Below are 17467 nucleotides of genomic sequence, written 5' to 3' on the forward strand. Positions count from 1 at the left end.
CGCGAGGACGGCCGCGAAGGCGACGTATTCAGCCTGATCGGGCCGAAGCGCTACGACGCCCCATGGAAGGACATCGAATCGCAGGGCTGGATCGCCCCGGCGGACTGCACCGAGGTGCGCGTGCAGCTCAGTGAGTCCGAACGAATGGTTTATGCGAGCGCCGAGCAGTCCGATAAGTACCGGCTGGCGGCCACCACCCCGGCGAAGAACCGCGTGGTCAAGAAACTGCTCGCGATGCACCCTGAGGAGCCTGCGCTGATCATTGGCGCCTACGTGGACCAGCTGGAGGAGATCGCCGAGGAGCTGGACGTGCCGGTCATCGACGGCAAGACCAGCACCGCGAAGCGGGAAAAGCTCTATCAGCAGTTCCGGGATGGGGAGATCACGACGCTGGCGGTGTCTAAGGTCGCGAACTTCTCGATCGACCTCCCGGGGGCTAGCGTGGCGATCCAGATCTCGGGCACGTTTGGTTCCCGGCAGGAGGAAGCGCAGCGCTTGGGTCGCATCCTGCGACCGAAGCCGGACGGTGGTGGCGCCTTTTTCTATACCGTTGTCACGCGGGATACGCTCGATGCTGACTACGCAGCCCACCGCATGCGTTTCCTCGCGGAGCAGGGTTATGGCTACGGCATCATGGATGCGGCGGACCTGCCGGATCCGGTGGAGAATAATTAATAAGGAAGGCACATTTCAGCAATGACTGAGTTTCATGTCCCCGTCGAGGAGGACTACGCGCGGAAGCACAATGAGTTCTTCCGAGATGCGAAGCGCCTGCAGATTTCCGCCGCGATCCTGGGCGCACTGATGTTTGTAATCATCGCCATCCTGGTGGCCGTCAATGGTTGGCAGGGGCGCACGATCGGGTTCACGATCTCGCTGGGTATCTTCGGCGCCCTGTGCTGGATCATCATCCCCGCACTCCCGAAGGCGATGGGCAGCCCGCAGCAGTATTACGACATGTACCAGCTGGCCCCGGCAGTCATCGCGAAGGTCAATCCGCGCGACATGGTGCTGCTCTCTCTGGTGGACGCCAGCACGAAGTCGAAGGCCAACCCGGGTCCGAACCTGATCGAGCCAGCACTGGCCGCCCGCACGGTGACCTCCATCCCCGGGGTGCCGCGCGAGGTCGGGGCTCGGGTGCCGTCGATGGCGGTGACGGGTGCACAGCGTTCCCGTCGCTCAGAGCTCTTCCAGGAGGTTCTGCCGATGCCGGTGGCCTGGGGAACCAGCGACGAGAAGGTGTGGAAGGACGCCGAGCGGGCGATCCCGTCTAATCAGTGGCGCCGCCTGGAGGGGCTGATTGACCGCTGGGAGGAAGTCCAGAAGGATCGCCACAGCCTCGTGGTTTTGCGCGACGAACGCAAGTAGGCTACAAACACCCTAACCAAAGGGACTGTCAGTCCCGGCGGGTCGGGTCAGCCCGCCCCGCACAGCCCCCACCACCCCGCCCCTGTCCAGCGGGCACAACCTGAGCCCCGAAAGCCCTGGTGCCATGACCCCCAACGATCGCCTCGTTGACCTCGCCGCCGAGACGCGCGAATCGATCCGCTCGAGCGTCAATATGCTTCGCCGCGTCGATCACGCCTCTGGCCTCACCACCTCTCAACTCGCCACGCTGACCGCGCTGGAAGGTGGCCCGCTCACGATGTCCGAGCTCGCGGAGATTAAGGACGTCGCCCAGCCGACAATGAGCCAGCACGTCTCCCGCCTGGAGGGATGGGGACACGTGCGTCGCGTCTCGACGCCGGAGGACGGACGCATCGTCCGCGTCGAACTCACCCAGCACGGCAAAGAGGTCGCGGACAAGGCCAACCGCGCCCGCGACGAGGTGGTTGCCGCAGCCCTCGAGCAGCTCTCCGAGGAGCAGCATGCGGCTCTTCACGAAGGAATCATCATCCTTCGCGGGCTTGCCGAACAACTCCTCAAGTCTGACCAGGGCAAGTAGCCCGTAGCCGGCAACAGCTCGCCGGCACCTCATCGGCAGCTACAAGGGGAAGACCCCGAGAAGTAGCATTTAGCTTCGCCAGAAACGTGACGCAGCGTACACTCGAGGTACTGTTCAACAATTTCTGGAGGAGCTGATCCTTTTGACCTCCGCGCAGTTCATCGACTTAAACGCCGATCTGGGAGAATCAAACGCCGGCAACCCGGTGAGTGACGACGCCGCCATGATCTGCGTCGTCTCCTCTGCGAACACCGCCTGCGGCTTCCACGCCGGCGACCCGCACGATATCGCCAAAACCCTTGAGGCCGCCGCCGAGCGCGGCGTGACCATCGGAGCCCACGTCGGCTACCGCGACAAGCCCGGCTTCGGCCGCCGTTTCATCGACTACGCGCCCGCCGAGCTCGCCGACGAGGTGCTCTACCAAATCGGTGCCCTCGACGCACTGGCCCGTTCCCACGGCACCAAGGTCTCCTACGTCAAGCCCCACGGCGCGCTCTATAACACGATCGTGCACCACGAGGCCCAGGCCCAGGCCGTCGTCGACGGAGTGAAGGCCTTCGGCGACCTGCCGCTACTGCTGCTCCCCGGCTCCATCGCGATCGAGAAGGCCGAAGCCGCCGGGCTGCGCACCGTCCGCGAGGCCTTCGCCGACCGCAATTACAACCCGGACGGCACCCTGGTCTCCCGCCGCGAATCGAACGCCGTCCTCCACGACCCGGACGCCGTGGCCGAGCGCGTCCTCCGCCTCGCCACCGAGGGCACGCTCACCGCAGTGGACGGCAGCGAGATCAGCATCGGAGCCGAATCCGTATGCATCCACGGGGACTCCCCCGGCGCGGTCGCCATGGCCGAGCACATCGCTGCCAGCCTGGATAGCGAAGGCATTGCTGTGAGGTCCTTCCTATGACCGACGCACCACTGACGCCTCGAACCATCCACCGGGCGGGAACGCGTGCCCTCCTGGTCGACCTCCCCGAGCTCGCAGAGGTCATGACCTGGCACGCCGCGCTGACGGCCCAGCCGCTGGCCGGTCAGACCTCGGCCATCGCCGCCGCCCGCACCGTGCTGCTGGAGTTCGCCACCCCGCGTGATGCCCAGCGTGCGGTGGAAACGCTGGCCGGGTTCTCCCCCGCTGCTGCTGGCCAGACCACCCCACGCGAGGTCACCATCGACGTGATCTATGACGGCGAGGACCTGGCCAGCACCGCCGAGCACCTGAGCATCAGCACCGAGGAACTCATCAACCGCCACACCAGCCAGGCGTGGATGGCCGCCTTCGGTGGCTTCGCCCCGGGCTTCACCTACTGCGTGCCCGCCGATGCCAGCACCAGCGAAGGCGCCGAGAACTTCGAGTGGAGCGTGCCACGGCGCGCCAACCCCCGCACCGCGGTGCCCGCGGGTGCGGTCGGCCTGGCCGGCGAGTTCTCCGCCGTCTACCCGCGCCAGTCCCCCGGTGGCTGGCAGCTGCTCGGCCACACCAAGACCCCCATGTGGGACCCAAGCGCCGAACACCCGGCGTTGCTGAACCCCGGCGATATCGTGCGTTACCGCGCGGTCCGCGCCGAGGCCAGCGGCGCGGCGTCCTCGAATGCGGGGTCCGGCAAGGCGGCCTCCCAGCACAACCGCACCCAGGCGGCGATCCTTGGTCGCCCGGTCGCGACACTCACGGACGCCGGCCTGCTCAGCCTCGTGCAGGACCGCGGCCGCCCGGGCCACGGCGATATTGGTGTGACCCGCTCCGGCGCGCTCGACCGGGCGAGCGCCCGCGCAGCCAACGCCGCGGTGGGCAACCGCTCCAGCGCCGCCGTGATTGAGAACATCGGCGGACTGCGCATCACCGCGAACGTGGACACCGTCCTCGCGGTCACCGGTGCAGAGGCCACGGTGGAGGTCAGCACCCGCAGCGGGCAGCAGGCGACCAAGACCCTCGCGCAGCCGATCGGGCTGCTCGCGGGCGAGGAGCTCGCCGTGCGCCCCACCGGCACCGGGGCCCGCAGCTACGTGGCGATCCGCGGCGGGCTCGCCACGGATACCGTCCTCGATTCCGCCGCGAGTGACGTCCTATCCGGAATGGGGCCGGCACCACTTGCGGACGGCGACGTACTCAAGGCCGGGCGAGCCACGCGCACCGCGGTGGACCCCACCATCCTCAACCCGGCGGACAGCACGAACGCCGCAACCCTGCGTTGCGTCCTCGGCCCCCGCGACGACTGGTTCGCAGAGCAGACCGTGCGGGACTTCCTCAGCACAACCTGGGAGGTCTCTGGCCAGTCCAACCGCATCGGGCTGCGCATGACCGGCCCCGAGGGTGCCGAGTTGACCCGCGAGCACGAGGAGGAGCTGGCCAGCGAAGGCATGCTGCCCGGCTCCATTCAGGTCCCACCCAATGGCCTGCCCGTGCTCTTCCTCGCCGACCACCCCGTCACCGGCGGGTACCCCGTCATCGCGACGGTCATCCCAGAGGACATGGACGCCGCCGGTCAGCTCCCGCCCGGCAGCACCGTCACCTTCCGTGCCGTCGACCCCGATACGCTGGCAGAACTGCCGATCAACCCCACCGACCAGAACACCGATACCCAGGAGGAAGAACAGTGAGCACCTTCTACAACGAACAACCGACCCCAGCCCTGCCGCTGAAGAAGGTCCTCATCGCCAACCGTGGCGAAATCGCCGTGCGCATCGCGCGCGCCGCTCGCGACCTGGGCATCGAGTCGGTCGCGGTGTACTCCGACGCGGATGCCGATAACCAGCACCCCGTCTTCGCGGACGAGGCCTACCCGCTGCGCGGGGAATCCGCCGCCGATACCTACATGAATATCCCGGCGCTGCTGGACATCGTGGCCCGCAGCGGCGCGGACTGCGTGCACCCGGGTTACGGCTTCCTCGCCGAGAACGCGGACTTCGCCCGCGCGGTGCAGGACGCCGGGCTGGTGTGGGTCGGCCCCTCCCCGGAGGCCATCGAAACCCTGGGCGATAAGGTCGCTGCCCGCCAGCTGGCCACCAAGGTCGGCGCCCCGCTGGCCCCCGGCACCGATCAGCCGATTGAGAGCTGGGAGGAGGCCCGGGACTTCGCCGCCGAGCACGGCATGCCGATCGCCATCAAGGCAGCCTTCGGTGGCGGTGGTCGTGGCCTGAAGGTCGTGCACGAGGAAGCGGATATCGAGGAGGGCTTTGCCTCCGCGGGCCGCGAGGCCAAGGCAGCCTTCGGTCGCGGCGAGTGCTACGTGGAGAAGTTCCTCACCAAGCCGCGCCACGTCGAGGCCCAGGTGCTGGCGGATACCCACGGCAACGTCCGCATCGTCGGTACCCGCGACTGCTCCGTGCAGCGCCGCTTCCAGAAGCTCGTCGAGGAGGCCCCGGCGCCGTTCCTGACTGATGAGCAGAACACGTCCATCTACGAAGGCGCCCGCGAGATCTGCCGCGAGGCTGGCTACACCGGCGCTGGCACGGTGGAGTTCATCGTCGCCGAGGACGGCACCGTCTCCTTCCTCGAGGTCAACACCCGCGTCCAGGTCGAGCACCCGGTCACCGAGGTGGTCTCCGGGGTGGACATCGTCCAGGAGCAGTTCCGCATCGCCGCTGGCCTGGAGCTCTCCTTCGACGCCGACCCCGTCCCGACCGGCCACGCCTTTGAGTTCCGCATCAATGCCGAGGACGCCGCGAACGGCTTCGTCCCCTGCCCGGGTCTGGTCCGGACCTTCGAGCCACCAACCGGCCCTGGCGTCCGCGTCGACACCGGCGTGCGCTCCGGGTCTACCATCCCAGGCAGCTACGACTCGCTGATCGCGAAGCTCATCGTGTGGGGTCCGAACCGCCAAGTGGCGCTGCGCCGCTCTGAGGAGGCGCTGCGGGACCTGAAGATCGAAGGTGTGCGCACGGTCATCCCGTTCCACAAGGACATCATCCACCACCCGGCCTTCGCCGAGGATCACCTGGATGTGTACACGGATTGGGTGGATAAGGAGTACGTCCCGGGCTTCGGGGATGGCAACACTGACGTGGAGGCCGCATACACGGAGCGCACGGAAGTCAACATCGAGATCGACGGCAAGCTGCACCGGGTGGGCCTGCCGATGAGCGTGCTCTCCGGGCTGGGCGCGGCCCCGGCGCAGGGCTCGGCGGTTAGCGCCGAGACCGCAGCGGCAAAGGGCTCCGCTGGTTCCGCTGCATCCGAACCGGCGGATGCGGATGCCATCACCTCCCCCTACGCTGGTGTGCTTATCGGCTGGAAGGTCGAGGACGGCGCTGAGGTCGCGGAGGGCGACACCGTGGCGATCATCGAAGCGATGAAGATGGAGTCCCCGGTCAAGGCGCCGGCTGCAGGCACGCTGCGCCGTTCCGATATCGCCGAGGGCGGCTCTGTGGCTCAGGGTGAGGTCCTGGCCCGCATCAGCTAGAGCTTCTGAACGGGCTGGGTACGGCGCGTAACCGGAGCCAGCCCCTCCCCTTGCAGGAGGCCCCACGGGTGTTGATTCTCCCCGTGGGGCCTCTTCCTAGGCGCTGCGCTGCCCCTTAACCGCCTCCTGGCTTCCTGCCCTGGAGTGGCGTTGCCTAGGATTGTTCATCATGAGGTCCCAAACGGTCGCCAATCAACTCCGCCAGGAGATCTCCCGCGGGCACTATCAGCCGGGGGAAAAGCTCAACGAGGTTCAGCTCGCCGAGCGCTTGGACGTGTCCCGAAATACCCTGCGCGAAGGCTTCGCCGAGCTCGCGAGCCAGGGCCTGGTGACCCGAATCCACCACCGAGGCGTGTTCATCGCCAAGCCCACGGTCGCAGATGTCGCGGACTTCTATACCGCCCGCGCCTTCATCGAACCGAATGCACTGCGCACCGCGGATGTCGACGTCCCCCGTCTCTCAACGATCGTCGCCGCGGCGGAACAGGCTCTGGAGGAGGGCGACCTCGCGAAGGTCGCGGACGCGAACCAGCGTTTCCACCGGGTCATCGTCGCTGGGGTGGGTTCCTCGATGGTCGAGGACATGATGGACCGCATCCTCGCGCTGATGCGCCTGGCCTTCCTCCAGGTTCTGGAGGCGGAGCCCGAGTTTCATGCCCCCTTCGTAGCAAAAAACCGCGAGGTCATGAACGCCCTCGAGAGGATGAACTTCAACGAGGCCGCGGACATACTCGAGGACTCGCTCATCTCCACCCCCACTGCGGTTCAGAAGTACCTCTCCCACTAACCCCCTGGCTCCACTATCCCCTAGCTCCACTAACCCCTAGTGCCGAAAGGGCGCGTTTTAGGGGACCTGGTATTGCAGGTCGCGGGCGTCGGTGACCAGCATGTGTCCCGGCGCGTGGGCGATCGCCAGGCTGGGCTTGGTCTCCATCACCGCAGCCTGCGGGGTGACGCCGCAAGCCCAAAACACCGGGATGTGTCCGTCTGGGATCTCGACGGCGTCGCCGTAGTCAGGGGACGCGAGGTCGTTAATGCCAATCGCGGCAGGGTCGCCCACGTGCACCGGCGCACCGTGGACCGCCGGGTAGCGGGATGTCACGCGGACGGCGTCCGCAATCTGGGACGCCGGGATCGGCCGCATCGAGACCACCAGCGGGCCGTGAAACCTCCCTGCGGGAGCGGTCGGAATGGACGTCTTATACATCGGGACATTGCGCCCCTGCTCGATGTGGGCGACCGGGATGCCGTTGTCCAGCAGGGCACCTTCGAAGGTGAAGGAGCAGCCGATGAGGAAGCTCACGAGGTCGTCGCTCCAGAATTCGGTGACGTCCGGGTACTCGCCTGCCAGCGCACCGTCGCGGTAGACGCGGTATTTCGGGATGTCGGTGCGGATGTCCCCGCCGGGCAGCAGCTCGGAGTTCAGCTGACCCGGCTCGAGCACCCCGAGGATGGGGCAGGGCTTGGGGTTGCGCTGGGCAAAAAGCAGAAAGTCGAAGGCGTACTCCTTCGGCAGGACCATGAGGTTGGCCTGCGCGTAACCATCCGAGTAACCGGTGGTCGGCACGGCCAGTCCCTCGCGGAAGGCAGCGCGGGCAGCTGCCGGCGACATCTCGTGCGTGCTGGTACTCATCTCGACCTCCTCTTCGCCTAGGCCCACATGGCGACGATCCCGGAGAGGGAGCGCCAGCCGAGCCAGAGGGTCAGCAGCCAGGTGATCGCACCAATGGACCACAGCCACACCGGGTACTTGTAGCCCTTCAGCAGGTCGCGGCGGCGCCAGGCCACCCACAGCACCACGCCGAAGCCGATCGGCAGGATCAGGCCGTTGAATGCACCGGCGAAGATCAACAGCTTCTGCGGCGCCTGGTTCAGGATGACGTAGGCGACGGCACAGACCAGGATGAATGCGAGGGTCAGCAGGTTGCGGGTCCGTGGTGCGATCTTCTGCGTGGTCACGAAGCTCACGGAGGTGAAGGACGCGCCGATGACGGAGGTCAGGCCGGCGGCCCACAGGACGATGCCGAAGAAGCGGACGCCGATCTCGCCGGCGGCGGCGCGGAAGGCATCGGCGGCGATGTTGTCGCCGGACAGGGCCACACCGGAAGCGACGACGCCGAAGATGGCGAGGAAGAGCAGGGTGCGCATCACGCCGGTGACGAGGATGCCGGTGACGGAGACGCGGGTGATGTCCTTGGCGTGCTCCGGGCCGGTCAGGCCGGAGTCGATGAGGCGGTGCGCGCCGGAGAAGGTGATGTAGCCGCCAACCGTTCCGCCGATGAGGGTGGTGATGATGACGAAGTCGATCTGATCCGGAACCACGGTCTGCTTCAGCGCCTCACCGACGGGTGGGGCGGATACGATGGCCACGTAAATCATCAGCAGGATCATCAGGGCACCGAGGATCACGACGATGCGGTCCAGGGCTGCACCGGCCCACTTGGAGAGGAAGACCAGCGCGGCGACCAGCGCGGAGATCGCGCCACCGATGATGGGGTCGACGCCGAGCATTGCGTTCGTGCCGAGGCCCGCGCCACCGATGTTGCCGATGTTGAAGATCAGGCCGCCCACGAAGACGAACGCGCCCATGACCCAGCCGAGGCCTGGGACGACCGCGTTGCCGAGCTCATTGGCTCGCATCCCGGAGACACCGAGGACGCGCCAGACGTTCAGCTGGATGGCGATGTCCACGAGGATCGACACCAGGATCGCGAAGGCGAAGGCGGCGCCCAGCTGGACGGTGAACACGCTGGTCTGCGTGATGAAGCCTGGGCCGATGGCGCTGGTGGCCATCAGGAACATGGCACCCATAGTGGTTGCGCGGGTGGCCCGACGCTTTGCCTTAGCGGCCTTGGCGTCAGTGCTATCCACTGGGGTAGAGGCTGCTCCTGGCTGTGTTTCAGCCTGGTTGGGATTCGTGGTCATAGTCGCACCTTTCCATCAGTGATTTAGGTCACTTTATAGGATTGTTCAACGAAGACCAAGGGCGGGGGTAATGTCACTCTCCCCACGTCGGGTTACTGATGGCACCCGATAGACGACCGGGCACCTAACAAGCAGCCTGCACAAACCCCCGGGCAGGAAACAGCGCCGCGCCGCTACCGCGCCCCTACCGCAACGTGCAGCGCTCGACGCTTAGCAGCGGGCTAGCCACTGCCCTGCCGCGCTCACCCGCTCGCGCCACACGGTCGGCGGAGCGATGATGTGCTCACTCAGGAATGCCTGGGTATCAACCTCGGAGAACACCGACTCCGCGAAGCTGGCCGCGCGCTCCGCCGGGGTGGCGCGCGAGTCCTCGCTGGCAATAGAAAGCAGTGCCGGAATACCCAGCTTCTCCCCCTCCAGTTCCTCCAGCGGGCCCGCGATACGTGGGCTCAGCGCCGCCACCCACGCCGCCTCGCGCAGGGCCTGCGCTGCAGCGACCAATCCGGAGCCGAATGCCACGATTCCGGCCCGAGCCTCATCGCAGCCCAGGGCCTCGGCGCTGCCGCGCACGGCGTCGAAGGCCTGTCCCACGGCCGCGACCGTCGCCTCCCAGCCCCGCGCGCCATCGCCGCCAGCCAGGGGCAGCGGATAGGTCAGATCCACGATGGTGACGCCGGACTGCTGGGCCAGCGCTGCGAACAACGGCTGCCAGAGCTGCTCGTGCGCCTGCCGATCACCGAACCAGCCCGGCCCGCCGTGCAGAGAGATCGCGAGCGCACCGGTGGGCTCGTCCGGACGCAGCACCGTCGCACCCACGCCTTGTGAAAGCTCAGCAACACCAGGCTGCCCCGCCGACCACGCCGCAGAGCTCACACCCGACCGGCAGAAGGCCACATGCGGCATCGCGTGATCCAAGCCGGCCCCCAACACCAGCTGGCTACTGTGCGTCAGCAGGTCCGGGACCTTCGACCACATGCGCTCCGTAGCCGCCTTAAGTTCCTGCGGAACCGGCTGGCCCTGCTGCGTATACTCCGCCCCCTCGTCGGTCGTCAGCGAGCGGAAGATCTCCGGGTAATTGTCCTCAAAGAAATTATTGAGCTGCACCAGCTGCTCGGCAGGGGTCAGCGGCTCCACGCCTTCCTGCACATCGCGGTGCGCCCCCGGCAGGCTCGCGATATCGGAGTTCGGGGTGGCCCCCAGGGTCTTGGCGTTCTGATCAGTGCTTTTCTTCTCACCATCGGTCATGCCTTCGATCTTAGTTCCCCTCCCAGACACGGCTCTGGTCGCGGCAGCAGCTTGCCCCGGCGGTCTACCAGCCCCACTCATTCAGGCCGCCTCCCGGCACAGATAGACTGGGCAACACCCACAGCCAGTGGCAACGCTGGCCCCACGACCAATGAAAGCGAAGTAAAGACCATGAGCGTCAACATCAAAACCACGCACGTCGGCAGCCTGCCGCGTACGAAGGAACTACTCGAGGTCAACAACAAGTTCTCCGCCGGCGAGATCGAGCGAGAGGACTTCCTGGGCATCCTGCAGGAATCCATCGACAAGGTCGTCGCCAAGCAGCACGAGATGGGTGTCAGCATCATCAACGAAGGCGAGTACGGGCACGTCACCAGCGGCGCCGTGGACTACGGCGCGTGGTGGAACTACAGCTTCTCCCGCCTAGGTGGCCTGACCATGACCGACGAGGATCGTTGGGCAAACCAGGACGCCGTCCGCTCCGAGCCGGGCAACATCCGCCTCACCAGCTTCGCCGACCGCCGCGACCGCGCCCTCTTCAGCGAGGCTTATGAGGACCCGGCCTCCGGCATCCTCACCAACCGCGCTTCCGTCGGTAACCCGAAGATCACCGGCCCGATCACCTACATCGGCAAGGAGCAGATCGACACCGACGTCCAGCTGCTGACTAACGCCATGAAGAAGACCGGTGCCACCGAGGGCTTCGTCGCCGCCCTGTCCCCGGGGTCCGCGGCCCGACTGAAGAACGAGTACTACGAGACGGATGAGGACGTCGTCTGGGCCTGTGCCGACGCGATGGCGGAAGAGTACCGCGCCATCACCGATGCTGGGCTGACGGTATCCATCGATGACCCGTCGCTGGCGGAGTCCTGGGACCAGATCAACCCGGAGCCGTCCATCGAGGACTACCGGGCGTACATCCGCACCCGCGTGGACGCCATCAACCACGCCGTGAAGGATCTGCCGCGCGAGCAGACCCGCCTGCACATCTGCTGGGGTTCCTGGCACGGCCCGCACGTCACCGACGTGCCGTTCGGCGATATCGTCGAGGAGATCCTGCGCGCCGAGGTCGGCGGCTACTCCTTCGAGGGCGCTTCACCACGCCACGCCCACGAGTGGCGTGTCTGGCAGGACCACAAGCTGCCGGAGGGCACCGTGATCTACCCGGGTGTAGTCTCCCACTCCACGAATGTGGTGGAGCACCCGCGCCTCGTCGCAGACCGCATCATTCAGTTCGCCGAGCTCGTTGGCCCGGAGAACGTCATCGCATCGACGGACTGCGGCCTGGGCGGGCGCCTCCACGAGCAGATCGCATGGGCTAAGCTGCAGTCCCTCGTGGAAGGTGCGGAAATCGCCAGCCGCGAGCTCAACGGCTAAAAGCCCACAGCAAGCGCTGCGGGCTTTGCCAGGGCCGCCGACCGGCGGCCCGCTGGCACTAGCGTTGGCTAGTACTTAGTCCCTGGCGGAGCTACCCAGGAAGGGCTGGCTGGACCCCAGGAGTCCATACCCCTCGGAGGAGGACTGGCTGGAGCCCTGCAGCGAGGACTCGGTGGTGTAGTCGCCACCCTCGCCCTTGACCGGCAGGTCGTTGAAGCGGGCGATAATGAAGTCCAGGCCGTACGGGGCTCCGGTTGCGGCCTGGGCGAGGTGGTTGTACTCGCCGATCGGTGGCATGAAGTCATCCTTGTAGACGACGCTGGCGCCCTTGTCGCGCCAGGTCTTCGCCAGGACCTTCGCCTGGTTGTACTCGACGTTGCGGTCGTAGCGGCCAGAGACAATCATGACTGGGGCCTCGGGCTTGCCGTTACCGATCTTCTGATCCTCCAGGGCCTTCTGCGCATCCGGCATATCCTTGAGCAGCTCGGTCAGGGAGCGGCCGTCCTTGGTCCAGTTGCGGGTCTCCTGGTGGCCGAAGTTATCCATGATCTCGTCGGTGCACATCTCGGCGGTGGCGGCAAGGGCCTTCTCACCCTCCTCGTTGAGGTGCTCCTCCAGCAGCGGACGCAGCTCCGGGTAGCGGGCCAGCATGCCGTTGATGGTGAAGCCGATTGCGCCCATCAGGTCGGAGCCGTCGATATTCTGCTGCACGGCGTTCAGGTCTGCCGGTGGCGCGGAGGCGTAGGCACCCGCGACGTCGAGGTCCTTGCCGTAGTTCGGGGCCTCCTCGACGGCCGCGGTGGACGCGCCGCCACCCTGGGAGTGGCCGTAGAAGGCGACCTTCCCGAACTTCCCGCCATTCTTCTCGACGATGTTGCGCGCCGCGCGGCCCGCGTCGATCATCGCGTGGGCCTGGTCGAGGCGGTTCATGTAGGTGTGAACCTCGTCGGTGCCCATGCCGATGTAGTCGGTGACGATGACGCGCACGCCGTACTTGGCGAACGCGACGTCGTAGATACCCTCGAGGTTGACACCACGCCCGCTCTGGACCGGGTCCTGGAGGTTGTGCAGCGGCCAGTTGCGGGTCGGGGCGCACTTATCGCCTTGGCCGACGGTGCCGCGGCCGATAATGACGGTCGGGCGCTCGCCCTTACCCTTCCACTCGGCGCGCGGCTCCATGATGTAGCCAGTCACCGGGGTGAGCTCGCCGTGTGCGTTGGTGGTGGTGTACATGATGCGGTCGACGGTCTTCGGGACGTAGCCCTTCATGCCCCGCGGTGCGGGGTTATAAGGCACAGTCTCGGTCTTGAGGATCTCACCCGGAGTGGTCGTGGTGACGCCATCAGTGTCGTAGAAGGCGTCATGATCGCCCTGCTCCGGCGCCTTCCCCGTGCCGGAAGAACCGAGAGCCCCGCCCTCGCTGGAGCCAACGGAGGACATCGTTGCCCCGAATTCCTGATCCTTCGAGGAGGATTCGTCAGCGTGAGCAACGAATCCTGCCCCTGCGATCAGAGTGGTGGAAAGAATGCTGGTGGCAATGAAAGATGCGGAACGAGCTCGCCACGGCTGTCCCCCTCGTGTGATCTTCGTCATAGAGGGGATTAAACATCACACATTGGTAATTTGTTGGCAAAACGAAGTATTTGCCTTAAGAAAACTATATTTGCGCTGGTCGTGGCCCCGCGCACACATCACCGTGGCTGCCAGCTACCTCAGCGGCGGCTGGCTTCCCTAATCCGCGATGGCCTCCAGCGGAGGGGTACGCCCCGCCTTGATCGCAGGCCAGGCGGCGGCAACCACGCCCACGAGCGCGGAGCCAAGGAGCATGAGCACCAGCTGCAGCCACGGGACGGCGAGTTCTTCCAGCCCCTCCCCCGCGAGGACCGTGACGAAAGCCCAGCCCAGGCCGAGCCCGATGAGGACGCCAACAATCGCCCCATAGACCGCGATCTGCACGGCCTCCAGGGTGATCATGCGGCGGATCTGGCCACGCATCGTGCCGATCGCGCGAAGCATGCCGATCTCCTGACGCCGTTCGATGACGTTCAGTGCCAGCGTGTTCACGATCCCGAGAATGGCCACGACAATGGCCAGTGCGAGCAGCGCGTAGAGGATGTTCAGCATCTGGTCGACCATGACGGCAGCCTCACCCGAGGCCTCCGCTGGGGTGAGGACCTGAACCACGATGTAGTCCCTCGTGGCCTCCCGAAGCTCTTCTTGGAGCTCGGTCGGCACGCTCTGCTCACCGCCGCCCTCCCCCGGCGCCGCGGTGACCATAAGGGCCATGATCTGGCCGGGCCACTGCCCCTGAGCGGAGGGCTGCACGCTCTCCACTCCGGCCCGGCTCAACACGTAGGGGCCGAGCGCCTGATTGGGCTCGTAGGTGCCGAGCAGAGGGAGTTTCTTTCCAGCCGAAACCTTGCCGAGGTGGGCTGGGTAGCTTTCGCCGACCTTCCAGCCGTGGGAGGCGGCGGTCTTGGTATCCGCGATGAAGCCCTCATCCGCGAGTTCTGTCTTGCCTTCAACGGTCTCGAGCACAATCCCGTCGTGGGGGTTGCCTCCGTAGTAATTCGCGAAGGGCTGTCCGGCAAAGGCGCCGATGCCCTCGATGTTCACGAGGGAGCTGCCCATCACTCCGACGGTTCCCACTCCCGGAGTGTCCTGCACCGCGCGGACGGCACCGTTCGGAACGGGGAACCCGCTATTCGACGGACCGGTCGCCACGAAGTCGGCCTTCACTGCGGTTTCGGTCACCTCGGCCACGGAGGCCTTCATCGACGCTCCCAGCATCCCGACGGCTCCGACGAGCGCCAGTCCCAGGGTGAGGGCGAAGGCGGTGGTGGCGGTGCGCCGTGGGTTCCGGGCGGAGTTCTTCCGCGCGAGTGCGCCGACGGTGCCGAAAGGCAGCCCAACAACCCGGCCGATCGCTGGCACAGCGCGACGCGCGACCGCCGGTGAAGCCAGGAACGTCCCCAGGATGACAAGGACCGCAGCGACCCCGACCAGAATGGCCCGCGTCTTCGTGCTCCAGCCGTCGCCGAGCGCCCCGGCGAGGGCAATAGCGACACCGACCGCGAAGGCGAGCCCTCCGGCAATGGTGCGCCCCACCAGGGAGCTGGAGCTGCTGGCGTCACCGGAACGCATGGCCTCGACGGGGCGAGTGGCCCCTGCACTGCGGGCGGGTGCCCACGCACTGAGGATGGTGACGAGCACTCCGACGATCATGGGGAGCGCGACCGCCAAAGGTGTCAGGACGATCCCGCCCGCAGGGAGCCCCGCACCAGTGCTTTCGAGAACCGCATAGATGGCCTTCACTAGCCCCATTCCGGCAAGCACACCGAGAGCCGAGCCGAGGACGCCCACCACCGCGGCCTCGAAAACCACGGAAGCCGTGAGTTGGCCGCGGGAGACACCCAGGGCGCGGAGCAGAGCGAATTCCCGCATCCGCTGCGCCACGATCATCGAGAAGGTGTTGGCAATGATGAAGGTCCCTACCAGCAGGCCCACGAGCCCGAAGGCGATCAAAAAGTAGCTGACGAAACTCAGCGCCTTCGAAATCTCAGCGGAAAGCTCCTCGGAGACCTCCTCCCCCGTCTGAACGCTATAGGGGAATTCGGCAGCCAGGCGGTCAACAAGCTCGTCTGCGGTGGTGCCGGGGGCCGAGCCGACATAAAGAGTGCGCGGTTCCCCCGACTGTAGGAATTTCTCCTTGAAGGTCTCAGCGGCAACCGATAGACCGATGAAGCCGCCGGTTTCGATATCGGAATCGTAAATGCCGGTGACTGTCACCTCGTCCTGGTTCCGCGAAGTGACGACCTTCAGCCGGTCCCCGACCTTGACGCCATGGGTTTCTGCCGCGCTGGCGTTGATGGCCACTTCGCCGGCGGCTGTGGGCGCGGCACCGTCGATAATGTGCGTCTCGCCCTTCACCGATTCTTCGCCATTGTAGAAGGGCTGCAGCATCGTTGGCGCGGGGGCCGACTTCAAAGTCTCGCCGCTTGCCGTGGCGGCAACAGCTTGGACCTGGTCAGCGATGTTCACCTGGCTGACACCGGGCATCTGTTGGATACGACGCAGATCGTCCTCACTGATGCGTCGGTTGGAGGGCGCTTGGGGTTGACCCGCTGCACGGTCAGCCGGTGCCCGCGTAGCATCCTCCCCCGCGCTCGTCGCTTGACCCCCGGCAACGGTTTCAGCGGTGTCACCAGAGTTGCGTGATTGCGAACCTGTGGACTGTCCGCCCGCACCGCCGCTGGAGCCTTCATGCGGCGAGGGCGAGGCACTGACCACTGCATCGACGTTCTTCATCTCTCCGTCGACGAGCGAATCAAAGGTTCGGGAAAGCCCCGCTGTGAACATCAGGGAGCCGGCGATAAACGCGGTTCCAAGAATGACAGCGAGGACTGTCAGCAGCAGCCGGACCTTGTGTGCTGCAATGGAGCGAAAGCTCAAGCGCCCCACCGCAGCTGCCCCGCTGATGCAGGACCCATTGGCGCTCTGTGGCATCAGTAGTCCTCGATTCGGCTCATCGTCGAGAGGATGTCTTCGGCAGTTGGGCTTTCCAATTCGTGGACAACCTTGCCGTCCGCGAGGAAAAGCACCCGGTCGGCATAACTGGCTGCCTTTGGGTCGTGAGTCACAATGACGACGGTCTGGTCGTCGTGGTCGACCGCTGTGCGGAGGATGTCGAGCACTTCTTGAGAACTGTTCGAGTCCAGGTTGCCGGTTGGTTCGTCGCCAAAAATGATCTCTGGTCGGGCGACGAGTGCGCGTGCACAGGCGACTCGTTGTTGCTGGCCACCCGAGAGCTCACTGGGTCGGTGGTTAAGTCGGTCTGCCAGGCCGAGGCGCGTGGTGACTTCTTGAAACCAGGAAGAATCAACCTTCTTGCCGGCAACGTCGAGCGGCAGGGTGATGTTTTCCGCGGCGGTCAGTGTCGGGACCAGGTTGAAAGCCTGGAAGATAAATCCGAGTCGGTCGCGGCGCAGGGTTGTAATCTGCTTTTCGTTGAGCTCAGAGAGTTCGGTCTCCCCGATATAGGTCTGGCCGCTGGTGGGGCTGTCGAGGGCCGCCATGCAGTGCATAAGCGTTGATTTGCCGGATCCAGACGGGCCCATGATCGCTGTGAAGCGGTTCTTCTCGAAGCCGATGTCAACATGATCCAAGGCAGTGACTTTGGCTTCGCCGTGCCCATATGTTTTGACCAAATCGATGGCGCGCGCGGCATCGCCGGTCGCGGAATCAGGGACGGCGTGTTCTTTAGCCTGCGTGTTCATGTTCTGGCCTCCAAGGCGCGAGGATCCGGCTTAAGTGGATAGTCACCAGTATGGTTGACCGAACAGAAAAGCAGCAAACCCCAGGGGCCCTGTGGCCGCGCCAGTTAGTCGAAAGGATAGACGGGCCGGCGCCAAGCTAAATATTAAATTAGTCTAGAAATGCAAAAAGCAGCGAGCGGAGCCAGTCCCCTTAGGACTAGATCCAGCTCGCTGCTTCTTGTTCTCAAGTTTAATGCCGGCGGCGTCTTACTCTCCCACACCCTCCCAGGTGCAGTACCATCAGCGCAGGTAGGCTTAGCTTC

The 17467-nt window shown here is 65.7% G+C and carries 14 protein-coding genes; 8 read left to right on the top strand and 6 right to left on the bottom strand.

Annotated elements, in window-relative coordinates; all coding sequences use genetic code 11:
* The 7 genes from QP413_RS08990 to QP413_RS09020 all read left to right on the top strand — a co-directional run.
* A partial coding sequence (locus QP413_RS08990; protein ID WP_284781498.1) for a helicase-related protein occupies positions 1 to 675 on the top strand: 675 nt, incomplete at its 5' end.
* Positions 676 to 696: 21 nt separating this feature from the next.
* A complete protein-coding gene (locus tag QP413_RS08995) occupies positions 697 to 1368 on the top strand; it encodes a DUF3239 domain-containing protein (protein ID WP_012360811.1) in 672 nt (223 codons plus the stop codon).
* A 124-nt stretch (positions 1369 to 1492) separates the two neighbouring features.
* Positions 1493 to 1945: a MarR family winged helix-turn-helix transcriptional regulator gene (locus QP413_RS09000; protein ID WP_012360812.1), complete on the top strand. Its 453-nt coding sequence runs from the start codon at positions 1493 to 1495 to the stop codon at positions 1943 to 1945.
* 142 nt (positions 1946 to 2087) lie between these two features.
* On the top strand, positions 2088 to 2852 hold the full coding sequence (locus tag QP413_RS09005; protein ID WP_012360813.1) for a LamB/YcsF family protein: 765 nt from the start codon (positions 2088 to 2090) through the stop codon (positions 2850 to 2852).
* Positions 2849 to 4540, top strand: coding sequence for a carboxyltransferase domain-containing protein (locus QP413_RS09010; protein WP_284781499.1), 1692 nt, complete (start codon positions 2849 to 2851; stop codon positions 4538 to 4540). Before QP413_RS09005 ends, QP413_RS09010 begins: the two co-directional genes overlap by 4 nt.
* On the top strand, positions 4537 to 6342 hold the full coding sequence (locus QP413_RS09015; protein ID WP_284781500.1) for a biotin carboxylase N-terminal domain-containing protein: 1806 nt from the start codon (positions 4537 to 4539) through the stop codon (positions 6340 to 6342). Before QP413_RS09010 ends, QP413_RS09015 begins: the two co-directional genes overlap by 4 nt.
* Positions 6343 to 6511: 169 nt before the next feature.
* The gene (locus QP413_RS09020) at positions 6512 to 7129 is read left to right on the top strand and encodes a GntR family transcriptional regulator (protein ID WP_284781501.1); all 618 of its coding nucleotides are present in this window, start codon (positions 6512 to 6514) and stop codon (positions 7127 to 7129) included.
* Between the two features lie 57 nt (positions 7130 to 7186).
* Here QP413_RS09020 and QP413_RS09025 read toward each other — a convergent pair whose 3' ends face one another.
* The 3 genes from QP413_RS09025 to QP413_RS09035 form a co-directional block, all read right to left on the bottom strand.
* A complete protein-coding gene (locus tag QP413_RS09025; protein ID WP_284781502.1) occupies positions 7187 to 7975 on the bottom strand; it encodes a putative hydro-lyase in 789 nt (262 codons plus the stop codon).
* A gap of 17 nt (positions 7976 to 7992) precedes the next feature.
* Entirely contained in the window at positions 7993 to 9153 is a 1161-nt protein-coding gene (locus tag QP413_RS09030; RefSeq protein ID WP_284781508.1) for a divalent metal cation transporter, read from the bottom strand.
* Positions 9154 to 9477: 324 nt separating this feature from the next.
* Positions 9478 to 10512, bottom strand: coding sequence for a hypothetical protein (locus QP413_RS09035; protein WP_284781503.1), 1035 nt, complete (start codon positions 10510 to 10512; stop codon positions 9478 to 9480).
* A 171-nt stretch (positions 10513 to 10683) separates the two neighbouring features.
* Here QP413_RS09035 and QP413_RS09040 point away from each other — a divergent pair, with 171 nt between their 5' ends.
* Entirely contained in the window at positions 10684 to 11889 is a 1206-nt protein-coding gene (locus tag QP413_RS09040; protein WP_284781504.1) for a cobalamin-independent methionine synthase II family protein, read from the top strand.
* A gap of 75 nt (positions 11890 to 11964) precedes the next feature.
* Here the strand turns inward: QP413_RS09040 and QP413_RS09045 are convergent, their stop codons facing one another.
* The 3 genes from QP413_RS09045 to QP413_RS09055 all read right to left on the bottom strand — a co-directional run bounded on the left by QP413_RS09045 (position 11965) and on the right by QP413_RS09055 (position 17165).
* Positions 11965 to 13482 carry an alpha/beta fold hydrolase gene (locus tag QP413_RS09045; RefSeq protein ID WP_284781505.1) on the bottom strand — a complete coding sequence of 506 codons (1518 nt, stop codon included), beginning with the start codon at positions 13480 to 13482 and terminating at the stop codon, positions 11965 to 11967.
* A gap of 138 nt (positions 13483 to 13620) precedes the next feature.
* Positions 13621 to 16395, bottom strand: coding sequence for an FtsX-like permease family protein (locus tag QP413_RS09050; protein WP_284781506.1), 2775 nt, complete (start codon positions 16393 to 16395; stop codon positions 13621 to 13623).
* Positions 16395 to 17165, bottom strand: coding sequence for an ABC transporter ATP-binding protein (locus QP413_RS09055; RefSeq protein WP_284781507.1), 771 nt, complete (start codon positions 17163 to 17165; stop codon positions 16395 to 16397). The genes QP413_RS09050 and QP413_RS09055 overlap by 1 nt, the downstream gene beginning before the upstream one ends.
* Positions 17166 to 17467: the final 302 nt, after the last annotated feature.

The organism is Corynebacterium sp. UMB4614, assembly GCF_030217065.1.
In the GTDB taxonomy this organism is placed as follows: Bacteria; Actinomycetota; Actinomycetes; order Mycobacteriales; family Mycobacteriaceae; genus Corynebacterium.

Bases quoted from the DNA above. Each gene is read 5' to 3' on its own strand.
- QP413_RS09025 (WP_284781502.1), bottom strand. From the start codon at position 7,975: ATGAGTACCAGCACGCACGAGATGTCGCCGGCAGCTGCCCGCGCTGCC.
- QP413_RS08995 (WP_012360811.1), top strand. From the start codon at position 697: ATGACTGAGTTTCATGTCCCCGTCGAGGAGGACTACGCGCGGAAGCAC.
- QP413_RS09000 (WP_012360812.1), top strand. From the start codon at position 1,493: ATGACCCCCAACGATCGCCTCGTTGACCTCGCCGCCGAGACGCGCGAA.
- QP413_RS09045 (WP_284781505.1), bottom strand. From the start codon at position 13,482: ATGACGAAGATCACACGAGGGGGACAGCCGTGGCGAGCTCGTTCCGCA.
- QP413_RS09035 (WP_284781503.1), bottom strand. From the start codon at position 10,512: ATGACCGATGGTGAGAAGAAAAGCACTGATCAGAACGCCAAGACCCTG.
- QP413_RS09055 (WP_284781507.1), bottom strand. From the start codon at position 17,165: ATGAACACGCAGGCTAAAGAACACGCCGTCCCTGATTCCGCGACCGGC.
- QP413_RS09020 (WP_284781501.1), top strand. From the start codon at position 6,512: ATGAGGTCCCAAACGGTCGCCAATCAACTCCGCCAGGAGATCTCCCGC.
- QP413_RS09050 (WP_284781506.1), bottom strand. From the start codon at position 16,395: ATGCCACAGAGCGCCAATGGGTCCTGCATCAGCGGGGCAGCTGCGGTG.
- QP413_RS09010 (WP_284781499.1), top strand. From the start codon at position 2,849: ATGACCGACGCACCACTGACGCCTCGAACCATCCACCGGGCGGGAACG.
- QP413_RS09030 (WP_284781508.1), bottom strand. From the start codon at position 9,153: ATGGGTGCCATGTTCCTGATGGCCACCAGCGCCATCGGCCCAGGCTTC.
- QP413_RS09040 (WP_284781504.1), top strand. From the start codon at position 10,684: ATGAGCGTCAACATCAAAACCACGCACGTCGGCAGCCTGCCGCGTACG.